Here is a 20,734-nt window from a genome sequence, read left to right on the forward strand (position 1 = left end):
AACTTACGGACCCTCGCGCCATTTCCCGCCGTCCTGCCGCCAATACTTGCGCTCCACCCCCTCGCGCGTGCCGAGCAGGCGCCAGGTGGCGCGGGCTTCGTCGATGCGGTCGGGCGGGAACAGCAGGAACACGCGCTCCCCCTCGCTTTCGCGCCAGCCGCCATCGGCCAGCGCGACGAACTGCGCGCCGTTGGCCGGTTCCACCGTGGTGGACAACAGGATCGGCTGGCGCGCATCGTGCGGCCCACCGGCGCGGCCATTGGCCAGGAACGTATCGGGCAGCCGCGTCCACAGCGCCTCGCCGATCCGCGCCAGTTGCGCTTCGTCTTCGGAAACCACCAGCAGGCGCTCGCCCGCGCCCAGCGTGTTGCGCGCGATCAGCGGCACGACCAGTTCGGCCGGATCGCGGGATAGCTGGTAGAAATCGACGCGCATGGTTTGGTCCTTCTGGGCCGTGCTTGGCTTCGCACCACCCCCCGACCCCCTCCTCTGAAGAGGAGGGGGCTTTCAGGCATCTGTTCTCCCCCTCCTCTTCAGAGGAGGGGGTCGGGGGGTGGTGGGAGCCTAAACCGCCCCGCCCTTTCCCCGCCGGCAACGGTCGGAACAATACTTCACATTGTCCCAGTCCCGCTCCCATTTCTTGCGCCAGGTGAACGGCAGGCCACACGCGGCGCAGGTCTTGCTCGGCAGGTCAGACTTGCGCCGCATCTTGGGCATGGCGTCAGCCTTCCAGCACGTCGCGCACGTAGCGGTCGAGCAGGCGCACGCCAAAGCCGGTGGCGCCCTTGTCGTGGGTGGCGCCGGGCTTGTCGATCCACACCGTGCCGGCGATGTCGAGGTGCGCCCAGGCCACGCCCTTGTCGATGAAGCGCGCCAGGAACTGCGCCGCCGTGATCGAGCCGCCATAGCGCGGCCCCACGTTCTTCATGTCGGCAATCGGGCTGTCGATCAGCTTGTCATAGGCCGGGCCGATCGGCATGCGCCACAGCATGTCGCCCACCGCCTTGCCGGCGGCATCGAGCTGGCTGGCCAGCAGATCGTCGTTGGCAAACATGCCGGCGTGCTCGTGGCCCAGCGAAATGATGATCGCGCCGGTCAGCGTGGCCAGGTCGACGATCGTGGCGGGGTTGTATTCCTTCTGCACCCAGGTCAGCGCATCGCACAGCACCAGGCGGCCTTCGGCGTCGGTGTTGATCACTTCGATGGTCTGGCCGTTCATGCTCCTGACCACGTCGCCGGGGCGCTGGGCATTGCCGTCGGGCATGTTTTCCACCAGGCCGCACACGCCGATCACATCGGCTTCGGCCTTGCGCCGCGCCAGGGTGAGCATGGTGCCGGCCACGGTGGCCGCGCCGCCCATGTCCCACTTCATGTCTTCCATGCCGGCGGCGGGCTTGATGCTGATGCCGCCGGTGTCGAAGCACACGCCCTTGCCGACAAAGGCAGTGGGCCTGGTGCCGGCCTTGCCCTTCCAGCGCATGGCGAGCAGGCGCGGCTTCTTGACCGAACCCTGCGCCACGCCGAGCAGCGCGCCCATGCCGAGGTCCGCCATCTGCTGTTCATCGAGCACGACGATTTCCACGCCGGTGCCAGCCAGGCGTTCCTGGCAACGGGCCACGAAGCTTTCGGGATAGATCACGTTGGCCGGCTCAGTCACCAGCTCGCGGGTGAACTCCACGCCTTCGGCCACGGCGCTTTCCACCGCCCACAGGCTTTCCGTGCCTTCGGGCGCATCGAGCGCCACCACGGTCTTGAGCGAGGGCTTCTGCTCGTCCTTCAGCCTGGTGCGATAGACGAGATACTGCCACGCGCGCAGCCGCGCGCCGAGCAGGACCGCCGTGGCCTCTTCGGCGGACAGGCCGCTGCCGGCAAAGTCGATCGCCAGGGTTTCCTCGCCAGAGGTGAGATACTTGGCGACCAGCGCGCCGGCGGCGCGCTCCAGCGCCGCACGGCGGTTGCCGCTGGCCAGATCGCCGGCACCGGCAAAGGCCAGGCGCGACAGGCCCGCAGGGCCGCTGACAAAGGCTTCGAACGTCTGCCCCGCCTTGCCGGCAAAGCGCGCCGCAGCGGCGCCCTGCACCACCAGATCGGGTGTGCCCTGCGGCAGCGGCCCTTCGCCCACGATCCGGCCGACCAGGCGCGGCAGGTCGGTCCGGCTTGCGGCAAATTCGATGTTCATCAGCAAACTCCTGTCCGAAAGCGGCCACAGTTTGCCCGCAAGGGAAACCGGGCCGCAATTGTGGGTTTGCAGTTACGACCGACCAGTGCGATAGGCAACCGCATGTCCCCCGTTACGCCGCTTTCCGCCGCCTTCTCCGCTCGAAATCGGCGCCTGTTTTCCCATCGCCTGTCGCTTGGCAGTGCCCGCAACGCCTTGTTGATCGGGACCATGGGTCTGGGTGTCAGCCTGTGGGCGCAGCCTGCCCTGGCGCAAGATGCCCCAAGGGACAATGCCCCTGGAGGCCAGGCCGCCGTGGGCATGGCGCCGTTCAAGACCGATCCCGCCCCGGGCGACCAACCAGCGAGCGACCAACCGCAAGGTGAAACGGCCCAATCCGACGAAGTGCACTTCGAGGCGGACAAGCTGCAATATGCCAGCGATCCCGACGTGGTCACCGCCACCGGCAGCGTCGTGCTGCGGCGCGACGAGCAGACCGTGCGGGCCGACACCGTCACCTGGGATCGCAAGACCGGCAAGATCGAGGCCAGCGGCAATATCCGCGCCGTCGATGAAAGCGGCAACGTGCTCTACACCGACAAGGTGGAGCTGACCGACGAATTGAAAGCCGGTGCCATGCAGGATCTGCTGGTGGTGCTGCGCGAAGGCGGACGCCTCGCCGCGCGCCAGGCCACGCGCGATGGCAATGGCAACCTCACGCTGCACGACGCCGCCTTTTCCGGCTGCGCGGTGGAAAACGAGGATGGCTGCCCCAAGAAGCCAAGCTGGGAAGTCACCGCCGTCAAGGTGACGTGGAACGAGAAGACCAAGAAGGTCCATTATTCCGGCGCCACCTTGCGGGTCTTCGGCATTCCCCTGCTGCCGCTGCCCGGCCTTGCCCATACCAGCGATTTCCGTGCCGAGACCGGCCTGCTGATCCCCGACATCCGCTCGACTGCGGCCAACGGGGTGGAATTTGCCGACACGTTCTACTGGCGCCTCGGCAATGACAAGGACCTGGCGGTAACCGGGCACCTCTATACCGGGGCGCTGCCGATGATCTCGGGCACCTATCGCCAGTTGACCGACCTGGGCGCGTTCCAGATCACCGGCTATCTCACCCGGTCTTCCGCCATCCCGGTCTATTCCTCGGTCGATGCCGGATCGGGCGTGGGCACCAGCCAGTGGCGCGGCTATCTGGAAGCCAACGGCAAGTTGCAGTTCGACGAGAACTGGAGCCTGACCGCCTATGGCCGCTATGCCAGCGACCGCACGTTCCTGCGCCGCTACGACATCAGCCGCGACGACCGTCTGCGCTCGTCGATCAACCTGGAGCGGATCGGCGACGACAGCTATTTCAGCCTGGCCGGCTGGGCCGTGCAGACGCTGCGCGTGGGCGACGATCAGGGACAGGTGCCGATTGCCCTGCCCGCGCTCGACTGGCGCTGGCGCATCGCCACGCCGGGCATCGGCGGCCACCTGGAACTGGAAGCCAATACCCTGGCGATCAGCCGCTCCGCCGGGCAGGACACGCAGCGCGCCTTTGCCCGCGCGCAGTGGGATCTGCGCACGATCACCGGCATGGGCCAGGAAGTGACGTTCACGGCCCTGATGCGCGGCGATGTCTATCACAGCGATGCCAATGCGCTGACCACGGTGGACATCTACCGCGGCGTGCCGGGCTGGCAGGCGCGCGGGATCGCCACGGCAGCGGTGGACGTGAAGTGGCCGCTGGTCGGCGCGCTGTTCGGCGGCAGCCAGGTGCTGACCCCGCGCGTGCAACTGGTCGCCACGCCGCACGTGCGCAACACATCGATCCCGAACGAGGATTCGCGCGCGGCCGATCTCGACGATTCCAACCTGTTCTCGCTCAACCGCTTCAACGGCTATGATCGCTACGAAGACGGCGTGCGCGTAACCTATGGGTTCGACTGGCAGCTTACCCGTCCGGGCTGGCGCATCTCGTCCACCGTCGGGCAAAGCTATCGCCTGTCTGACGAGCAGAGCCTGCTGCCCCCGGGCACGGGCCTGCAAGACCGCTTGTCCGACATCGTCGGCCGCACCGACCTGCGGATCAAGGACATCATCCAGTTCACCCACCGCTACCGGCTGGACAAGGACAATTTCGTCCTGCGCCGGAACGAGATCGATGCCACGATCGGCGACCACCGCACTTACGCCGAAATCGGCTACCTGCGGCTCAACCGCAATATCCCGGCGACGTTCGAGGACTTGCGCGATCGCGAGGAACTGCGCGCCGCCGCGCGGGTGGGCTTTGCCCGCTATTTCTCGATCTTCGCCTCGGGCGTGGTCAACCTCACCACCAAGGCTGACGATCCGATCTATGGTTCCGATGGCTTCCAGATGCTGCGCCACCGCGTGGGCCTGGCCTATACCGACGATTGCTTCGACCTGTCGGTGACCTGGAAGCGCGACTATGTGACGACCGGGGACGCCACGGCCGGTAACTCGTTCCTGTTCAGCGTATCGCTGCGCGGCCTGGGCTCGCGCTGAGATAAAAGCCCCCTCCTGCTCCGAGGAGGGGGGCGAGGGGTGGTTCCGAAGCCTAAACCACAGGCCTCAACGCCGCGCGTTGTATTCCAGTTGCGCGTTGCTGAGCTGGAAGCCGATCAGGTGCTCGAACGTGGCCGAGGCAATCGCCTTCTTCACTTCGGGCAGCGACAGCGGATCGATCGCGGCGTCGGCCTCGCCGGCGCGGCGCTTGCGCGACAGGCGGCGGCGCACGTCGTCAGGCAGGCTGGCAGCAGCGCGGTCCACGCTGGCGCCGGCCTTGGCATGGCCCACGGCACGGTCCTGGCCATCGGCAAAATCCAGCGCCACGGTCCCCAGGCGCTTGGCCACCACGGCCGCGCCGCCGCGCATCACCACCGAGAAATAGGGCAGTTCGACATGGCGCGCGCCGCGGGTGTCGGTGCGGCGGGCCAGCACGTCGAACGTGGCTTCGCTGTTCACCGGATCGGCAGCGTCGTTGCAGGTGGAACGCAGGTTGGTGATCGAGGCGACCAGGTCGATCGCCTGCGAATCGGTGCGCGAGGGATCGGTGAACAGCGTCACATCGCCGGTCATCTCGGGAATTTCCACGATCGGGCAAGCCGTGCGCAGCGCCGTCACGCCCACGCCGTCTTCCACCACCAGCTCACCCTTGTTCTTGGCGCAGCCCGCCAGGGCACCAGCCAGCATAGTGGTGCCGATCACGGCCTTGGCAAGCGAGAGACGGCGGCTCTTGGCGATCATCAGGGCAACTTCCTTAGGCGCGAAGGCAGGCGGCAGGGGGTGCCGCCCGATCGAGTAGTGCGCTCTCCTCTACCCACGCGGTGCCGCTTGGGCAATGGCGCTGCCCGGGCGGCTTTCATGTTTTACGGCATGTTTTAAACGCGGGGTCGTTTTACCTGGGCGCCTTGCGCTGCTAAGGGCAGGGGCATGAACGCCAGCTTTCCGGATTCCGCCGCCAGCGCCCCCCCGCCCGAAACCGGCCCAGCGCCCGAAACGGGCCCCTCGCCTGTAGCAGGTCTGCCGCCGCTGCATCTCCTGATCGCCGCGCCGCGCGGCTTCTGCGCCGGGGTGGACCGCGCGATCGAGATCGTGGAGCGGGCGATCGAACGCTATGGCGCGCCGGTCTATGTGCGCCATGAAATCGTCCACAACCGCTATGTGGTCGACAGCCTCAAGGCCAAGGGCGCGGTGTTCGTCGAGGAACTGGACGAAGTGCCCGATGGCAAGCCAGTGGTGTTTTCCGCCCATGGCGTGCCCAAGGTAGTGCCGCTGGCGGCCACCGAACGCGGGCTGGACTGGCTCGACGCCACCTGCCCGCTGGTCAGCAAGGTGCACCGCCAGGCCGAACGCAAGGTGGAAGCCGGGCGCCACATCCTGTTCGTGGGCCACAAGGGCCATCCCGAAGTGATCGGCACGATGGGCCAGGTGCCCGAAGGCGCCATGACGCTGGTCGAAACGCTCGACGATGTTGCCCGGCTCGATTTCCCGGTGGACAAGCCGCTGGCCTTCCTGACCCAGACGACGCTGTCGGTGGACGACACTGCCGAGATCGTCGCCGCGCTCAAGGCGCGCTTTCCCGCGATTGTCGGCCCGCGCGCCGAAGACATCTGCTATGCCACGTCCAACCGCCAGGCGGCGGTCAAGGCGATTGCCCCGCGCTGCCAACTGGTGCTGGTGATCGGCGCGCCCAACAGCTCCAACTCGGTGCGCCTGGTCGAAGTGGCGGAGCGCGAGGGCACCCGCGCCCGCCTGATCCAGCGCGCGGACGAGATCGATCCGGCCTGGCTTGACGGGGTAACCACGCTCGGCCTCACCGCCGGTGCTTCCGCCCCCGAAGTGCTGGTGCGCGAAGTGGTGGCGCGCCTCGCGCAGACGCGCAGCGTGGTGGAGGAGCCGGTGACCACGGCCGAAGAGCACATGGTGTTCAAGCTGCCCCGCCAACTCGTCGGCTGAAAGACCCGTCCATGGCTGTCTATACCCACCTCGGCGCGGAGGACATGGCCGCGCTGCTCGCTCCCTATCACCTCGGTGACCTGGTTTCCGCCAAGGGCATTGCCGAAGGGGTATCCAACAGCAACTGGCTGATCGAGACGGCCCGGCCCGCCGGCGAGACCGCGCGGTTCATCCTGACGATGTACGAATTCCGCATCGAGATTGCCGACCTGCCCTATTTCCTCGGCCTGCTCGATCATCTGGCCGCCAAGGGCTGCCCGGTGCCGCGCTCGATCCACGATGACGCCGGCAATCTCTATCGCGTGGTCGATACTGCGCGCGGGGAGCGCGCGCTGGCGCTGATCGAGTTTCTGCCCGGCGTTTCACTGGGCGATCCCACCCCCGGCCAGGCCCGCGCGGTGGGCGCGGCGCTGGCCACGCTGCACGGGGCGGCGGCAGATTATCCGGCCACCCGCGCCAACGGCATGGGCCTGGCCGAATGGCAACGCCTGGCGCAGGAATGCGGCGCCGATGGCCTGGCCAGCATCGCTCCCGCGCTGGCAGAGATGGTGGCCGAGCATCTGCCGCGCCTTGCCGCGCAGTGGCCCACCGGCCTGCAGACCGGGGTTATCCACGCCGATCTGTTTCCCGACAACGTGCTGATGCAGGGCGAGACCGTCACCGGGCTGATCGACTTCTACTTCGCCTGCAACGATATCCTCGCCTACGACCTCGCCGTGACCCACGCGGCCTGGTGCTTTGATGCGTCAGGCGAGGCATTCCGCCCCGATCTTTCGGCCGCGCTGCTGCAAGGCTATGCCAGCGTGCGCACGCTGTCGACGGCCGAGCAGGCCGCCCTGCCCCTCCTGGCGCAAGGCGCGGCGATGCGCTTTGCCATGAGCCGCGCCTATGACTGGCTCAACACGCCCGCCGATGCGCTGGTCACGCGCAAGGATCCGCTGGCCTTTGCCCGGCGTCTGCTGTTCTATGCCGATCCGGCCAATTCCGGGGTCTTTGCGGCATGAAGCAGGTGGACATCTTCACCGACGGCGCGTGCAAGGGCAATCCCGGCAAGGGCGGCTGGGGCGCGCTGCTGCGGATGGGCGCACATGAAAAGGAACTGGTCGGGTCCGATCCCGAAACCACCAACAACCGCATGGAAATGATGGCCGCGATCAAGGCCCTGGAAGCCCTGACCCAGCCGTGCCAGGTGACGCTGCACACCGACAGCAAATACGTGCTCGACGGCATCACCAAGTGGATCTTCGGCTGGCAGAAGCGCGGCTGGAAAACCGCCGACAACAAGCCGGTGAAGAACGAAGACCTGTGGCGCGCGCTGGTCGCCGCCGCCCGCCCGCACAAGATCGAGTGGGTCTGGGTCAAGGGTCACGACGGCCATCCCGAGAACGAACGCGTGGACAAGCTGGCCAGCGACGCCGCCAAGGCGGCCTGACCCGATTGGTGCGCGAGATAATGGAACGAAGCCGTTCCATTATCTGAAAGGCTAGGCGGCGCCGACCATGTCGAACCGCGCCGGGGCATAGCGCGCCGGATCGAGCCGCTCGGTCATCGCGTCAGGCCCCAGGCCCAGCAGCACTTGCGCGGCGAGGCGGGCGGCCGCCGGCGCGGTCTGGATGCCGAAGCCGCCCTGCCCGGCAAACCAGAACAGGCCCGGCACGCGCGAATCGAAGCCATAGACCGGGGCACGATCGGGCGCGAAGCTGCGCAGCCCGGCCCAGCGCCGTTCCACCGCCGCGATGCGCCAGTCCACCACCTGCTCCAGCCGGTCGATCGCCACGGCCACGTCGATCTCTTCGGGGGCGACATCGTGGGCCACGTCGGGCGTTTCATCGTGCGGGGAAAGCCACAGGCGATCGCCGGAAGGCTTGAAATAGAAATCGCCGGCCAGCCCGAAGGTGAGCGGCAGCGTGGCCGGCACCGGCGGATCGACCCGCAACTGGGTGATCGTGCGGCGCAGCGGGGCAATGCCCAGCGGCCTGGCGCCGGCCAGGCGGGCGATGTCATCAGCCCAAGCCCCGGCCGCATTGACGACAATGGCCGCGCGCGCCTGCCCGCCGCGCCAGGCCAGGCGCCAGCCGCTGCCATCGCGGGCCAGCTCGTCCACCCGCGCGCGCAGCCGCACCACGCTGCCGGTGCGGCGCGCCAGGGCCAGATAGTGCTGGTGCAGCCCGGCCACGTCGATATCGGCGCAACCCGGCTGCCACGCGCCCAGGCACCACGGCGCACGCAAGCCGGGCACGAGCGCGTCCATGCCGGCGCGGTCGATCAGGTCCACCCGCGCGCCCAGCGCCGAATAGTCGGCCACGAAGGCTTCCAGCGCGGCGCGATCCTCAGCCCGCCCGATCACCAGCGAGCCGCGCGGTTGCAGAAAGCCATGCCCGGCCAGGTAATCGCCCGAGGCAAGCGTGAGCGGCACCACCGCCGGGCCGCCATAGATCTCGTCCCAGAACGCGGCGGAACGGCCGGTGGTGTGATAGCCGGGGGTGTCTTCGGCCTCGACCAGCAGCACGCGGGCGTGGGGCGCGCATTCGGCGGCAAGACTCGCCCCGGCCATGCCGGCGCCCAGGATGGCAATGTCGAATTCGTCCATCATAGCCGCTTTCCTCGCGCTACGCTGCCGGGGTGGCACTCCCGCCCGGTGCGGGGGCTTCCCGTTCGAGGAATTCGTCGATCGAGGCAAGCACCCGATCGCGCACCACGTCGCTTTCGCGCAGCAGTTCGTGGCGCCCCTCGCGGCCCCAGGCGACCAATTCAGCCTGTGGCAGGCGCCGCGCCGCGCGCGCGATCGCTGGCCACGAAACCAGCGCATCGTGGCGGGTCGCCACCAGCAGGACGGGACTGTGCACCGCTTCCAGCAGGCCGGGGCTATCGAGCCGGTCGAACGATTCGCTGGCCTTCTTCAGCCAGCGCCAGCTTGCCGGGCCGAGCGCCAGCCAGGGCCGCTGCGCGCGCCACCACTGCTCGTCGGCATAGCGGGCTTCGTCATGGGTCAGCAGGTTGGCCCGCATCGCTTCGCGCGCGCCGGGCTTTTCGCTGGCCTTCCACGCCGGCCGCGCGGGATCACCCAGGCGGTTCATGATCGCGGCATAGCGGCGCTGCACCCAGCGCGGGAGAATCGTGGCGAATCCCAGCATCGGCGCGCTCAGCACCGTGGCGACAGGATCGATTCGCCCTTCGGCCAGGGTGCGCAGCACCAGGTGCCCGCCCATCGAATGGCCGATCACCACATGCGGCCCCGGCGTGGCGGCGCGCCAGATTTGGTAAAGATGCGCCAGGTCATCCACCCAGACCGCAAAGTCCGCGATATCGCCCACGTCGCTGCGCGATTCCGGCCCGGCAGAACCTGCCTGGCCGCGCCAGTCAGACGCGGTTACGTGCCAGCCCTTAGAGGCCCAGTAATCGAAGGTTTCCAAATACTTTTCATAAAAGTCCCCGCGCCCCGGCAGGAACAGGATCGAACCGCGCGGCGCCACTGGCTCACGCCGCCAGTCGATCCGGCGGATGGGCGTGCCGTCGGCCGCGGTCCAGGTCGATTCGGTGGCCCCGGCGGGAATCTCGCGTCCGCCGGTTCCCTGCCAGACATGCTTAACCATTGCTTGCGACGCCCTGTTTCACGCCCGATCCCGCCGCTTGGCTTGGTTACCGTTTGGTAAGTGATTTTCCGGTATCCCCACATCATCAAGGGGGATTTCGATGGTTTACGGATTGGCCGGGGTCTTGGCAATCGCGCTGCTGGTGGCAGCCTTTACCGACCTGCGCCGCAGGCAGATCGACAACTGGCTCAACGCCGGGATTGCCGCACTGGCCCCGGTCTATTGGTGGGCCTGCGGGCTGCACCTGTGGCCCGATGTCGTGCTGCAACTGGGCGTGGCCGTGGCGGCCTTCGTGGTGCTGGCCGGGCTGTTTGCCCTGCGCATGATGGGCGGGGGTGACGTCAAGCTGCTCACCGCGCTGGCGCTGTGGCTGCGGCCGGTGCTGTTTGCCAAGCTGCTGCTGATCATGGCGCTGGTGGGCGGCGTGCTGACCGTGGCCATGGGGGTCTGGCACGTGATGCGGCGGCGCAAGGACCATCTCAAGATTCCCTATGGCGTGGCGATCGCCACGGCGGGGCTGTGTGTCCTTGGTACAACGTACGGCGCGGGGCTTCAGGCGCTCGCGGCCGGCTAAGGCCAAACTTAACCAATTTGTCGGATGGCTGCCGGGTGGATCGGGCACTGTTCTGTAAGGGCGGGATAACTGGCGATGGACAAGAAGAAACTGCTGCTGCTGGGAGGGGCTGGGCTCGCAGCGATCCTCATGGCCAATGTCGGCCTCAACATGGTGCGCGGTTCCGGCTCACCCCAGGCGGCGGCCGCCGCCAAGGTGGAAATGGGTTCCAAGGTGCTGGTGGCGCAACGCGCCCTGCCGGTGGGCACGATCATCACCGCCGACTCCATCGGCTTCAAGGCCTGGCCCAAGGAAATGGTGCAGGACGCCTATTTCCTGGAAGGCGAGGCCGACATGCAGAAGCTGCTCGGCACCGTGGTGCGCAACCCGATCACCGCCGGTGAACCGATCACGCAAGGCTCGCTGGTCGCGCCCGGCGATCGCGGCTTCCTCGCCGCCGCGCTCGGGCCGGGCATGCGCGCCGTCACCATTCCGGTTTCCGCGCGCACCGGCGTGGCCGGCTTCGTGTTTCCGGGCGACCATATCGACCTGGTGCTGACCCAGACCGTCAAGGGCAATGACCCCCAGCCGCTCAAGGCTTCGGAAACGATCATCCGCAACTTGCGCGTGCTCGCCACCGACCAGTCTGCCACGCAGGAGCAAGTCGAAGGCAAGACCAAGGTCAAGGCCTTCAGCACGGTCACCGTGGAAGTGACGCCCAAGATCGCCGAGAAGATCGCCGTGGCGCAGACCATCGGCACGCTCAGCCTGTCGCTGCGCTCGCTGGCCGACAATTCGGCCGAGCTGGAGCAGGCGATCGCCTCGGGCGATGTCAAGGTTCCCGCCGGCGCCAGCCCGCAGGACGAGGAAAAGCTGCTCAAGCAGGCGCTGGCCCATCCTCTCGACGGCGGCACCAGCTTTGCCACCGGCGGCGATGTCTCGCGGTTCCAGCGCAAGTCCATGCCGCCGATGGGCGGTGGCGGCAGCGGCGGCTTCACCGCGCCACCCGCACCTGCGCCTGCGGCCGTGGCCGGCCCGGTGGCGCCACCGCGCCCGCGCGGCCCGGTCGTCAACATCACCCGCGGCAAGGACACCGTGACCGTCAGCGTGGGAGCGCAGTGAGATGAACGCCGTCTTCGCTTTCCGCCAGTCCGCCTCGTTCCGCCGCGCCGCCAGGGGCCAGAGCATGTCGAACCGCTTCTCTTCCATGCTGCTCCCGGCCATGGCTCTCGTCACGCCGCTGGCCGCGCTGGCCCCGGCCGCCCATGCCCAGAACGTGACCAGCCCGGCCCGCTCGATCGCGGTGGGCCTGGGCCGGGGTGAACTCATCACCCTGCCCTCGCGCATGGCCGACATTTTCGTGGCGGACGACAAGGTCGCCGACGTGCAGGTGAAATCGACCAACCAGCTCTATGTCTTCGGCAAGGGGCCGGGCGAGACCACGGTCTATGCCAGCAATGCCAAGGGTGACGTGATCTGGTCGGCCAACGTGCGCGTGGGCACCAATATCGACAGCATCGACCAGATGCTGCACCTCGCCATGCCCGATGCCAAAGTGCAGACGGCAACGATGAACAACACTGTGCTGCTGACCGGCACCGTGAACGCACCCGAAGATGCCGCCGAGGCCGAACGCCTGGTCAAGGCTTTCGTGGGCGAGAAGATGCAGGTGATCAGCCGGCTCAAGACGGCCACGCCGTTGCAGGTCATGCTTCAGGTGCGCATTGCCGAAGTGAGCCGTACGCTGACCCGCTCGATCGGGATGAACTGGGCCACGGCTTCCTCGGGCGACGGGTTCAAGTTCGGCATTGGCCAGGGCAGCGCCGCCACGCAATACGTGGCCGGTGGCCCGCTGATTACCGGGATGTCCACCGCGCTCAACGCCACGACCACGGTCACGCCATCGGCAGCCACCGGCACGCGCCTGGTCGGCAACGGCAAGCTGTTCGGCATGGACGTGCTGGGCGCGCTGGACCTGGGCGAAACGATCGGCCTGGCCAACACCCTCGCTGAACCCAACCTCACCGCGCTGTCGGGCGAGACGGCCGAGTTCCTCGCCGGGGGTGAATTCCCGATCCCGCTGTCACAGGGCCTGGGCACCACCAGCATCGAATACAAGAAATACGGCGTCAGCCTGGCCTACACCCCCACGGTGCTGACCAACGGGCGCATCTCGCTGCGGGTGCGGCCGGAAGTGTCGGAACTGTCCACCGACGGGGCGATCTCGCTCAGCGGCTATTCGATCCCGGGGCTGAAAGTGCGCCGCGCCGAAACCACCGTGGAACTGGGCTCTGGCCAGAGCTTCATGATCGCCGGCCTGCTCAGCAATTCGGCGCAGAACACGATCACCAAGCTGCCCGGCGCGGGCGACCTGCCGATCCTGGGCTCGCTGTTCCGCTCCACCGCGTTCAAGAAGGGCGAGACCGAACTGGTGATCGTGGTCACGCCGTACCTGGTCAAGCCGGTCGACGCCAAGGACATCAAGCTGCCGACCGACGGCTTCCGCGCCGCCGACGCCGTGCAGCAGGTGCTGGGCAACCAGGAAACCGCGCCTTCCAACGGCGAGACCCGCCCGCTGCCGACCGAGCGCGAAGGCACGGTGCAGGGGCCGCCGCCGCCCAAGGTGGGCGACGCCCGCAGTCCGCAGGCCGACAAGACCAAGCAGGCCAGCGCCGACATCAAGCCCGGCTTCAGCCTGTGACCGATCCCGCGACAAGGAACCCGCCCATGTCCACCCCGCGCAACAGCATCGACCGGCGTATCGGCCAGCGTATTCGCAATATGGCCCTGGCCTTCACCGCCCTCGCCTTCACCGGCGCGCTGGCCGGTTGCGTCGGCGGCCAGCCGACCAACCGTTCGCTCAACAGCGTCCACCAGCCCGTGGTCGAGCGCACCAGCTATACCCTGGATATCAACACGCTGCCCGGCGGCGGCGTACCGGTGAGCGAACAGCGCCGCCTGGCCGGCTGGTTCGAATCGCTGGGCCTGGGCTATGGCGACAAGGTGGCGCTGGACGACCCGGCCGCTGATCCCGCCACGCGCGCGGCCGTGCAGGCCGTGCTTTCGGCCCACGGCCTGATGCTGGCCGATGCCGTGCCGGTGACGGCCGGAACGCTTGCTCCAGGCACGGCGCGCCTGGTCATCGCGCGCACCACCGCCTCGGTTCCGGGCTGCCCGGACTGGTCCACCCACAACGATGGCAATGGCAACAATGCCACGTCGACCAACTATGGCTGCGCGGTGAATTCCAACCTGGCGGTGATGGTCGCCAACAAGGAAGACCTGGTGCGCGGCCAGACCGGCGATGGCAGCACAGCCGTGATGAGCGGCAACAAGGCGATCGAGGCCTATCGCAACAATCCTCCCAGCGGGATGGGCGGTGCCACCGTCAGAAAGGTCAACACCTCCACCGCAACGGCGAGCAACTGACATGAGCGCACCCTGGAAATCCGGAAACCGCGATCTCTTCGCCGCCTTCCTGTGCGACGATGCCGCGCTCGACGTGGTGCGTGCCGTGGCCGCCGACATGGGCTGGCCGCCGGAAAAGTGCGCGCGCGGCGGCCTGCGCAACGCGGTGCAATCGCTCTCGATCAGCGCCAGCCCGGCGATCCTGATGGTCGATCTGTCGGAAAGCGGCGATCCGCTCAACGATATCAACGCGCTGGCCGAAGTGTGCGAACCCGGCACGGTGGTCATCGCGGTGGGCCAGGTCAACGACGTGCGGCTCTATCGCGATCTGATCGCCTCGGGCATCCAGGATTACCTGCTCAAGCCGCTGGCCGTGGGCCAGGTGCGCGATGCGCTGAGCCAGGCCCAGGCGATCTTCAACGCGCCCAAGAACCACGATGGCAGCGCCGCCAAGCGCCATGTCACCACTGCCGTGGTCGGTACGCGCGGCGGGGTCGGCGCCTCCACGCTGGCGACTTCGCTCGCCTGGTCGTTCAGCACCGATTTCAAGCGCTCCACCGCGCTGCTCGACCTCGACGTGCACTTCGGCACCGGCGCCCTGACGCTCGATCTGGAGCCGGGGCGCGGGCTGACCGATGCGATCGACAATCCCAGCCGCATCGACGGGCTGTTCATCGAACGCGCGATGATCCGCGCCAACGACAACCTGGCGATCCTTTCGGCCGAGGCACCGATCAACGCGCCGCTGATGACCGACGGCAGCGCGTTTGTGCAGTTGCAGGAAGAATTCCGCCAGGCGTTCGAGACCACCGTGATCGACCTGCCGCGCAACATGCTGATCAACTTCCCGCATCTGCTGGCCGACGTGAACGCGGTGGTGCTGACCACCGAACTGACCCTGGCCAGCGCGCGCGACGCCATCCGCCTGCTCGCCTGGCTCAAGGCCAACGCGCCCCACGCGCACGTGCACGTGGTGGCCAACAAGGTGCAGCAGGGCGTGGGCGAGATCAGCCGCGCCGACTTTGAATCCTCGATCGAGCGCAAGCTCGGCTTCGTGGTGCCTTATGATGCCAAGGCCGCCGCCAACGCCGCCAAGCTTGGCCAGACGTTCCTGGGCGCCAACCGCAGCGCCAAGGCCGCGCTGGCGATGAAGGAGGTGGCCCAAGCCATCGCCAGCCTGTCGGAGGAAAGCGACGACGCCGCAGTACCGGGCAAGACAAAGGCCAAGGCCAAGCCCACCTCGCTGCTCGGCAAGCTGGATTTCAAGAAGATGCTGCCGGCCAAGGGCAAGACCAAGGCCGGTGCGCCGGCCTGACCGCCGGAGGCATCATCCCGTTCCGCGTTTTTCAGGTAGGCAGGTCCGTCGATGCTCTCTCCCCAGGTGATGTTCATGCTGGCCGGCCTCGCCCTGGTGATGCTGCTCCTGGGCGCGTTCAGCGGGCCGAACGCCAAGAAGGAAAGCACGCGCCGGTTGCAGCAGGTGCGCTTTCGCCATTCCGACAGCGCGGTGGACAAAGTGGAGGCGCAGTATCGCAAGGCGATCGCCTCGCGCACGCCCCGCGCCTATCGGGTCGCCGGCTCCGCCTCGCGCACCGAGGCGCTGGCGCTGCGCCTGCATCGCACCGGCAAGGGCTGGACGCTGTCGCAATACCTCTACGCTTCGCTGGGCCTGGGCCTGACCGTGGCGGCGCTGATCTTCCTCAAGACCGGCGCGCTGCTGCTGGCCGTTCCGGCCGGTCTGCTGGTGGGCGCGGGGATTCCCCACTTCGTGGTCAACCGCGCCATCACCAAGCGCACGAACGCCTTTGTCACCCGCTTTCCCGATGCGCTGGAACTGCTGGTGCGCGGGCTGCGCTCCGGCCTGCCGATCACCGAGACGCTGGGCGTTGTCGCCAGCGAGCTGCCCGGCCCGGTGGGCGAAGAGTTCAAGCTGGTGACCGACCGGATCAAGGTGGGCAAGACCATGGAGGAAGCGCTTCAGGACACCGCCGACCGGCTGGACATGGCCGAATTCAGCTTCTTCTGCATCACCCTGGCGATCCAGCGCGAGACCGGCGGCAATTTGGCGGAAACGCTTGCCAACCTGGCCGACGTGCTGCGCAAGCGCGCGCAGATGAAGCTCAAGATCAAGGCGATGAGTTCGGAATCGAAGGCTTCGGCCTATATCGTCGGCGCCCTGCCGTTCATCGTCTTTGGCCTGATCTATTGGATCAACCCGGTCTACATGGGCAAGTTCTTCATCGACGAGCGCCTGATCGTGGCGGGCATGGGCGGCCTGTGCTGGCTGGGCCTGGGCGCCTTCATCATGGCCAAGATGGTCAGCTTCGAGATCTGAGCCAAGGACCACGCTGATGGAACAGACCCCCGCCGCCCCCACGCTGCTCGGCATCAATGTCGTCCACGCCGGCTCGATCCTGCTGATGCTGGCCGCCGCCGCGATGATCCTGGCGATCTATGCCGCGATCACGGTGCGCGATCCCATGGCCAAGCGCGTCAAGGCGCTGGGCGAGCGGCGCGAGCAGCTCAAGGCCGGCATCATCACCTCGACCGCGCGCAAGCGCAACTCGATCGTTCGCCGCAACCAGACCACCGACACCATCCGCAGCGTGCTGGAAAAGCTGCGCGTGTTGCAGGACAGCCAGTTGGCCGTGGTGCAGCAGCGCCTGGCCCAGGCCGGCATCCGCAAGAAGGAATGGGCGGTTGCGGTGATCTTTGGCCGCATGATCGGCCCGATCGTGCTGGGCGGCCTGGCGATCCTGTGGATCTACGTGCTCCAGTTCTTTCCCGAATGGGGCGCGTTCAAGCGCTTCATGGGCTTCGCCGTGATGGTCATTTTCGGCTACAAGGCGCCCGACATCTGGATCGCCAACCTGGTGTCCAAGCGCACCCACGCCATCCGCAAGGGCCTGCCCGATGCGCTCGACCTGCTGGTGATCTGCGCCGAAGCCGGCCTGACCGTGGACGCCGCCTTTGGGCGCGTGGCGCGCGAACTGGGCCGCGCCTATCCCGAACTGGGCGACGAATTCGCGCTGACCGCGATCGAGCTGTCGTTCCTCACCGAGCGGCGCCAGGCCTTTGAAAACCTGGCCTATCGCGTCAATCTCGATTCGGTGAAGGGCGTGACCACCACGATGGTCCAAACCGAACGCTATGGCACGCCGCTGGCCTCGGCGCTGCGCGTGCTCTCAGCCGAATTCCGCAACGAGCGCATGATGCGCGCCGAAGAAAAGGCCGCGCGCCTGCCGGCGATCATGACCGTGCCGCTGATCCTGTTCATCCTGCCGACGCTGTTCATCGTCATCCTCGGCCCGGCTGCCTGCGCGATCAGCGACCAGTTCATCAACCGCAAGCCGCCTACGCCGTAAGGCCTGGTGCCAGGCTTCGCACCACCCCCCAACCCCCTCCTCTGAAGAGGAGGGGGAATTAAAGCGCTGAAAAGAAAAGCCCCCTCCTCTTCAGAGGAGGGGGTTGGGGGTGGTGCCGGGCCTTACCCTGCGCCGCAAATCAAGCTGGAACACGCACCGCTTGTTCGATGGCGCCGAACAGGCTGCGCCCGGCGGCATTGCGCGCTTCCACGCGCAGGGTTTCGCCCGCCCCCAGCGGCGCGCCCGGCAGGGGCGCGGACAGGCTGACCAGCGTACCGGCGGCAAGCGCGCGTTCGGCGGCGAGCCCCGCAATGGTGTCACCCAGCGTCGGCGGCAGCGTCACTTCAACGGTTTCGTCCCCGCGCGTGACGCGCAGCGGCACGGCCAGCGCGCCATCGGCCCAGGCTTCGCCCAAGGCCTGCGGCGTCACGAATACCGGGGAAAAGTGCCCGGTGGCGCCCGGTGCGCTCTGCACCGCCACGGCGTGGGCCAGGCCGACCAGGCGCACGCGGCCCAGCGCTTCGGCCGCAGTGGCGCCCTGCGGCACGTCGGCCGTCATCGCCACCAGGCCCACGGCCGAGGCACCGGGCCGGCGCAGCGGATCGCGCGCGCCCATCAGCCCGTCGCCGGGCTGGTGGCGCAGGGCATCGGCCGAATCGGTCCAGTGAAACGTGCGCGGCAGGGGCGCGGCGGCTTCCCGTTCGTGGAAACGCTTGCGAGGGATGGCGCCATGGGCCAGCTCGATGCTCAGGCTTTCCAGCAGATCGGCATGGCGGTGCCATTCGTCGAGCAGCCGCTGCATCGTCGGCACCACATGATCGGCGTCGGCATACCAGGCGAGATCGTCGGACACCACGATCAGGCGCCCATCGCGCCCCTGCGGCAACGATGCCAGTTTCATGTTCACCTCTCCTGTATTGGCTGCGACGATAATATCCTGGTTCTATTCTGGTCTTGCTATTGTCTTGCCGTTTACTTGGGCCGCGCTTCGAACCGCCGCACCGCGCCGAGCAGCTTGTCGAGCAGCGCGCGCAGCTTCTCGGTTTCGCGCGGCGTCAGCGCGGAGAAGATTTCCTCATAAATTTCAAGAGCCTGCGGCCATATCTGGGCGTGGATCTCGCGGCCTTCCTGGGTCAGTTCAAGATGGTGCGAGCGTCCGTCGGAGACATTGGGGCTGCGCTGCACCAAGTTGCGGTCTTCCAGGACTTTGCACGCGCGGTTGACCGCCACCTTGTCCATCTGCGTGGCGCGAACCAGGTCGCGCTGGGTCAGCGGACCGGCATCACCCAGCACCGCCATGACCCGCCATTCCGAGATCTTGAGCCCGAATTGCATACGATATTCGTTGGCAATGGCCTGGCTCACCGCACCAGAGGTGATAGCCATGCGGTAGGGCACGAATTCGGCAAGACGGGTCTGGGTTCCGGGCATGGTTTCGTATCTACGGAAACCAGCGGCAATGGCAACAACGATATTTCTCTTAATTGGCTATCAACTCTTGCAATCGTGCAAGACAAGCTATCGCAGCGCAACTTTCGTTACGCGCTGCATTGCAACAGTCCTGCCTGTCAGCCCTCATTCCTGAGCGCCCGCCCAGCCACCGCACCGAGCCGCGCCACCAGCACGGGATCGCGGTGCGCCGGCGCGGTCATGATCGCGCCGTCGAGCGCGTGATCGATCGGGCTCGGTGTGCGCACCTGCGGCAAACGCGCGGCGAGTTGCCCGATCGTCGCCTTCGCGAGGGCAGCATTGCCGCGCATGACCTGAAGCACCTGCGCCACGTCGACATGATCGCCTTCCCGCCAGGCGTCATAGTCGGTGACCATGCCGATCAGCGCGTAAGGCAGCTCTGCCTCGCGGGCGAGGCGCGCCTCGGGCATGGCGGTCATGCCGATCACGTCCGCACCCCATTGGCGATAGAGCCGGCTTTCGGCGCGGGTGGAAAACTGCGGCCCCTGCATCGCCAGATAGCAGCCGCCGCGATGGACCCTGGCCCCGGCCGCTTGCGCCGCATCGGCGAGGTGGGCAGACAGGCGCGCGCAGACCGGATCGGCGAGCGAGACGTGGGCCACCAGCCCTTCCCCGAAGAAGCTGTCGGCGCGACCGTGGGTGCGGTCGATGAACTGGTCCACCGCCACGAAGCTGCCCGGCGCCAGTTCCTCGCGCAGCGAGCCGATCGCCGAAATCGCGATCAGGTCGGTCACGCCGCAGCGCTTCATCACATCGATATTGGCGCGGTGGTTGATGCCTTCGGGCGGAATGCGGTGCCCCGCGCCATGGCGGGCCAGGAACACGAATTCCACCGCGCCGATCCGCCCCAGCGTGACCGGGCCGGACGGCGCGCCGAACGGCGATTGCACGGCGATGTCCTGCACGTCTTCCAGGCCGGACAGATCGTAGATCCCCGATCCCCCGATCACGCCGATGCGCCAATGTGCGTTGCCCGAGGGCTGGTTGGGTTCAGTGTGCAAGAATGCCTGCCATGATGAGATCGACGGTGTGTTCGCGATAGCGGTCGCGCAGTTCCTCGGTCAACGAATCCTGGCCGAAGCAGTGGCGCAGCACCAGCCGCGCGGAAAAGAACCGGTCGGCCGCGCCGCTCATGGTGAAATAGAACAGTTGCGGATCGATCGGGCGGAACACGCCGCTGCGCACCCCCTCGCCGATCAACTGGTCATAGGCGCGGCTGAGCGGCCGGAGATACTTGTCGGCGATCCGCTGCGCCTCGGCTTCGTCACTGTCGCGCACCAGGCGCATGAGCAGGCGGTTGAGATAGGGATAGCGGTAATAGGTATCGATGCAGCGCGAGATATGGCGGCGCAGCTTGTCCTGCGGCAGCATGTCATCCTTGGCCACCAGCGCGTCGACCGAGCGGACGATCTCGGCCATGTCGCGATCGAGCAGCGCGGTGAGCAGGCCGGCCTTGTTGCCGAAGTAATACTTCACCAGCGCCGAATTGAGGCCGGAACGCAGCGAGAGTTCGGACAGCGAGATATCGACCAGATCGCCTTCGCGCATCACCGCAGAGGCGGCGGCCAGCAGGAGGTCGCGCGCGCTGCCGCTGCCTTCTGCCTCGCTGCCGGCCGGTGCGCCCTGTGCCGGTGGTGCTGCTGCGCTCGTCATGCCCTGGCCCGTCCCTTTGCCCTGTCGGGCTTGCGTCACCCGAATTCAACCGATCGATTAGGCGGGG

Annotated in this window: 21 protein-coding genes; 11 read left to right on the forward strand and 10 right to left on the reverse strand. The window is 67.4% G+C overall.

Features of this window, described 5'->3' with window-relative positions; translation table 11 throughout:
* Nucleotides 1-3: 3 nt before the first annotated feature.
* The 3 genes from IE191_RS16040 to IE191_RS16050 form a co-directional block, all read right to left on the reverse strand.
* Nucleotides 4-435 (reverse strand): DNA polymerase III subunit chi, encoded by a 432-nt coding sequence (locus tag IE191_RS16040; RefSeq protein ID WP_191325400.1) that lies wholly within the window; start codon nt 433-435, stop codon nt 4-6.
* Nucleotides 436-564: 129 nt separating this feature from the next.
* Nucleotides 565-717, reverse strand: a complete 153-nt coding sequence (locus IE191_RS16045) for a DUF2256 domain-containing protein (protein WP_191325401.1) — start codon at nt 715-717, stop codon at nt 565-567.
* Between the two features lie 4 nt (nt 718-721).
* Complete coding sequence (locus IE191_RS16050) at nt 722-2,179, reverse strand: leucyl aminopeptidase (protein ID WP_191325402.1); 1,458 nt, start codon at nt 2,177-2,179, stop codon at nt 722-724.
* A 102-nt stretch (nt 2,180-2,281) separates the two neighbouring features.
* Here IE191_RS16050 and IE191_RS16055 point away from each other — a divergent pair, with 102 nt between their 5' ends.
* Nucleotides 2,282-4,672 (forward strand): LPS-assembly protein LptD, encoded by a 2,391-nt coding sequence (locus IE191_RS16055; protein ID WP_229815500.1) that lies wholly within the window; start codon nt 2,282-2,284, stop codon nt 4,670-4,672.
* Nucleotides 4,673-4,738: 66 nt separating this feature from the next.
* On the opposite strand, the gene IE191_RS16060 is transcribed toward IE191_RS16055, so the two are convergent.
* Nucleotides 4,739-5,413 carry a hypothetical protein gene (locus tag IE191_RS16060; RefSeq protein WP_191325403.1) on the reverse strand — a complete coding sequence of 225 codons (675 nt, stop codon included), beginning with the start codon at nt 5,411-5,413 and terminating at the stop codon, nt 4,739-4,741.
* A 186-nt stretch (nt 5,414-5,599) separates the two neighbouring features.
* Here IE191_RS16060 and ispH point away from each other — a divergent pair, with 186 nt between their 5' ends.
* Genes ispH through rnhA form a run of 3 tightly spaced genes read left to right on the forward strand, consistent with a single transcriptional unit; the run spans nt 5,600 to nt 8,057 of the window.
* Nucleotides 5,600-6,625, forward strand: coding sequence for a 4-hydroxy-3-methylbut-2-enyl diphosphate reductase (gene ispH / locus IE191_RS16065; protein ID WP_191325404.1), 1,026 nt, complete (start codon nt 5,600-5,602; stop codon nt 6,623-6,625).
* Between the two features lie 11 nt (nt 6,626-6,636).
* The gene (gene thrB / locus IE191_RS16070) at nt 6,637-7,629 is read left to right on the forward strand and encodes a homoserine kinase (RefSeq protein WP_191325405.1); all 993 of its coding nucleotides are present in this window, start codon (nt 6,637-6,639) and stop codon (nt 7,627-7,629) included.
* The gene (rnhA, locus tag IE191_RS16075; protein ID WP_191325406.1) at nt 7,626-8,057 is read left to right on the forward strand and encodes a ribonuclease HI; all 432 of its coding nucleotides are present in this window, start codon (nt 7,626-7,628) and stop codon (nt 8,055-8,057) included. The genes thrB and rnhA overlap by 4 nt, the downstream gene beginning before the upstream one ends.
* Nucleotides 8,058-8,108: 51 nt before the next feature.
* On the opposite strand, the gene IE191_RS16080 is transcribed toward rnhA, so the two are convergent.
* Nucleotides 8,109-9,215, reverse strand: coding sequence for an NAD(P)/FAD-dependent oxidoreductase (locus IE191_RS16080; RefSeq protein WP_191325446.1), 1,107 nt, complete (start codon nt 9,213-9,215; stop codon nt 8,109-8,111).
* A gap of 19 nt (nt 9,216-9,234) precedes the next feature.
* Nucleotides 9,235-10,218: an alpha/beta fold hydrolase gene (locus IE191_RS16085; RefSeq protein WP_191325407.1), complete on the reverse strand. Its 984-nt coding sequence runs from the start codon at nt 10,216-10,218 to the stop codon at nt 9,235-9,237.
* Nucleotides 10,219-10,318: 100 nt separating this feature from the next.
* Here IE191_RS16085 and IE191_RS16090 point away from each other — a divergent pair, with 100 nt between their 5' ends.
* The 7 genes from IE191_RS16090 (at nt 10,319) to IE191_RS16120 (ending at nt 17,544) form a co-directional block, all read left to right on the forward strand.
* Nucleotides 10,319-10,792 carry an A24 family peptidase gene (locus IE191_RS16090; RefSeq protein ID WP_191325408.1) on the forward strand — a complete coding sequence of 158 codons (474 nt, stop codon included), beginning with the start codon at nt 10,319-10,321 and terminating at the stop codon, nt 10,790-10,792.
* 75 nt (nt 10,793-10,867) lie between these two features.
* Nucleotides 10,868-11,893 (forward strand): Flp pilus assembly protein CpaB, encoded by a 1,026-nt coding sequence (gene cpaB, locus IE191_RS16095; protein WP_191325409.1) that lies wholly within the window; start codon nt 10,868-10,870, stop codon nt 11,891-11,893.
* A 1-nt stretch (nt 11,894) separates the two neighbouring features.
* A complete protein-coding gene (locus IE191_RS16100; protein WP_373299313.1) occupies nt 11,895-13,472 on the forward strand; it encodes a type II and III secretion system protein family protein in 1,578 nt (525 codons plus the stop codon).
* A 26-nt stretch (nt 13,473-13,498) separates the two neighbouring features.
* Complete coding sequence (locus tag IE191_RS16105; protein WP_229815502.1) at nt 13,499-14,200, forward strand: CpaD family pilus assembly protein; 702 nt, start codon at nt 13,499-13,501, stop codon at nt 14,198-14,200.
* A 1-nt stretch (nt 14,201) separates the two neighbouring features.
* Nucleotides 14,202-15,494, forward strand: a complete 1,293-nt coding sequence (locus IE191_RS16110) for a CpaE/TadZ family protein (RefSeq protein WP_191325410.1) — start codon at nt 14,202-14,204, stop codon at nt 15,492-15,494.
* 51 nt (nt 15,495-15,545) lie between these two features.
* On the forward strand, nt 15,546-16,514 hold the full coding sequence (locus IE191_RS16115; protein ID WP_191325411.1) for a type II secretion system F family protein: 969 nt from the start codon (nt 15,546-15,548) through the stop codon (nt 16,512-16,514).
* A gap of 16 nt (nt 16,515-16,530) precedes the next feature.
* Entirely contained in the window at nt 16,531-17,544 is a 1,014-nt protein-coding gene (locus IE191_RS16120) for a type II secretion system F family protein (RefSeq protein ID WP_191325412.1), read from the forward strand.
* A gap of 139 nt (nt 17,545-17,683) precedes the next feature.
* On the opposite strand, the gene IE191_RS16125 is transcribed toward IE191_RS16120, so the two are convergent.
* The 4 genes from IE191_RS16125 to IE191_RS16140 form a co-directional block, all read right to left on the reverse strand.
* Nucleotides 17,684-18,445: an FAA hydrolase family protein gene (locus tag IE191_RS16125; protein ID WP_191325413.1), complete on the reverse strand. Its 762-nt coding sequence runs from the start codon at nt 18,443-18,445 to the stop codon at nt 17,684-17,686.
* Nucleotides 18,446-18,516: 71 nt separating this feature from the next.
* Nucleotides 18,517-18,975, reverse strand: coding sequence for a MarR family winged helix-turn-helix transcriptional regulator (locus IE191_RS16130; RefSeq protein ID WP_191325414.1), 459 nt, complete (start codon nt 18,973-18,975; stop codon nt 18,517-18,519).
* Nucleotides 18,976-19,112: 137 nt separating this feature from the next.
* Nucleotides 19,113-20,015, reverse strand: coding sequence for an S-methyl-5'-thioadenosine phosphorylase (gene mtnP, locus IE191_RS16135; RefSeq protein WP_229815504.1), 903 nt, complete (start codon nt 20,013-20,015; stop codon nt 19,113-19,115).
* Nucleotides 20,005-20,667, reverse strand: a complete 663-nt coding sequence (locus IE191_RS16140) for a TetR family transcriptional regulator (protein ID WP_191325415.1) — start codon at nt 20,665-20,667, stop codon at nt 20,005-20,007. The genes mtnP and IE191_RS16140 overlap by 11 nt, the downstream gene beginning before the upstream one ends.
* Between the last annotated feature and the right edge of the window lie 67 nt (nt 20,668-20,734).

The organism is Novosphingobium pokkalii, assembly GCF_014652855.1.
In the GTDB taxonomy this organism is placed as follows: domain Bacteria; phylum Pseudomonadota; class Alphaproteobacteria; order Sphingomonadales; family Sphingomonadaceae; genus Novosphingobium; species Novosphingobium pokkalii.

Coding starts and splice junctions, on each gene's coding strand:
- IE191_RS16080 (WP_191325446.1), bottom strand. CDS start 9,215: ATGGACGAATTCGACATTGCCATCCTGGGCGCCGGCATGGCCGGGGCG.
- IE191_RS16115 (WP_191325411.1), top strand. CDS start 15,546: ATGCTCTCTCCCCAGGTGATGTTCATGCTGGCCGGCCTCGCCCTGGTG.
- cpaB (WP_191325409.1), top strand. CDS start 10,868: ATGGACAAGAAGAAACTGCTGCTGCTGGGAGGGGCTGGGCTCGCAGCG.
- ispH (WP_191325404.1), top strand. CDS start 5,600: ATGAACGCCAGCTTTCCGGATTCCGCCGCCAGCGCCCCCCCGCCCGAA.
- IE191_RS16105 (WP_229815502.1), top strand. CDS start 13,499: ATGTCCACCCCGCGCAACAGCATCGACCGGCGTATCGGCCAGCGTATT.
- IE191_RS16055 (WP_229815500.1), top strand. CDS start 2,282: ATGTCCCCCGTTACGCCGCTTTCCGCCGCCTTCTCCGCTCGAAATCGG.
- IE191_RS16120 (WP_191325412.1), top strand. CDS start 16,531: ATGGAACAGACCCCCGCCGCCCCCACGCTGCTCGGCATCAATGTCGTC.
- IE191_RS16125 (WP_191325413.1), bottom strand. CDS start 18,445: ATGAAACTGGCATCGTTGCCGCAGGGGCGCGATGGGCGCCTGATCGTG.
- IE191_RS16085 (WP_191325407.1), bottom strand. CDS start 10,218: ATGGTTAAGCATGTCTGGCAGGGAACCGGCGGACGCGAGATTCCCGCC.
- IE191_RS16110 (WP_191325410.1), top strand. CDS start 14,202: ATGAGCGCACCCTGGAAATCCGGAAACCGCGATCTCTTCGCCGCCTTC.
- IE191_RS16140 (WP_191325415.1), bottom strand. CDS start 20,667: ATGACGAGCGCAGCAGCACCACCGGCACAGGGCGCACCGGCCGGCAGC.
- thrB (WP_191325405.1), top strand. CDS start 6,637: ATGGCTGTCTATACCCACCTCGGCGCGGAGGACATGGCCGCGCTGCTC.
- IE191_RS16040 (WP_191325400.1), bottom strand. CDS start 435: ATGCGCGTCGATTTCTACCAGCTATCCCGCGATCCGGCCGAACTGGTC.
- IE191_RS16060 (WP_191325403.1), bottom strand. CDS start 5,413: ATGATCGCCAAGAGCCGCCGTCTCTCGCTTGCCAAGGCCGTGATCGGC.
- IE191_RS16050 (WP_191325402.1), bottom strand. CDS start 2,179: ATGAACATCGAATTTGCCGCAAGCCGGACCGACCTGCCGCGCCTGGTC.
- IE191_RS16090 (WP_191325408.1), top strand. CDS start 10,319: ATGGTTTACGGATTGGCCGGGGTCTTGGCAATCGCGCTGCTGGTGGCA.
- rnhA (WP_191325406.1), top strand. CDS start 7,626: ATGAAGCAGGTGGACATCTTCACCGACGGCGCGTGCAAGGGCAATCCC.
- IE191_RS16100 (WP_373299313.1), top strand. CDS start 11,895: ATGAACGCCGTCTTCGCTTTCCGCCAGTCCGCCTCGTTCCGCCGCGCC.
- IE191_RS16045 (WP_191325401.1), bottom strand. CDS start 717: ATGCCCAAGATGCGGCGCAAGTCTGACCTGCCGAGCAAGACCTGCGCC.
- IE191_RS16130 (WP_191325414.1), bottom strand. CDS start 18,975: ATGCCCGGAACCCAGACCCGTCTTGCCGAATTCGTGCCCTACCGCATG.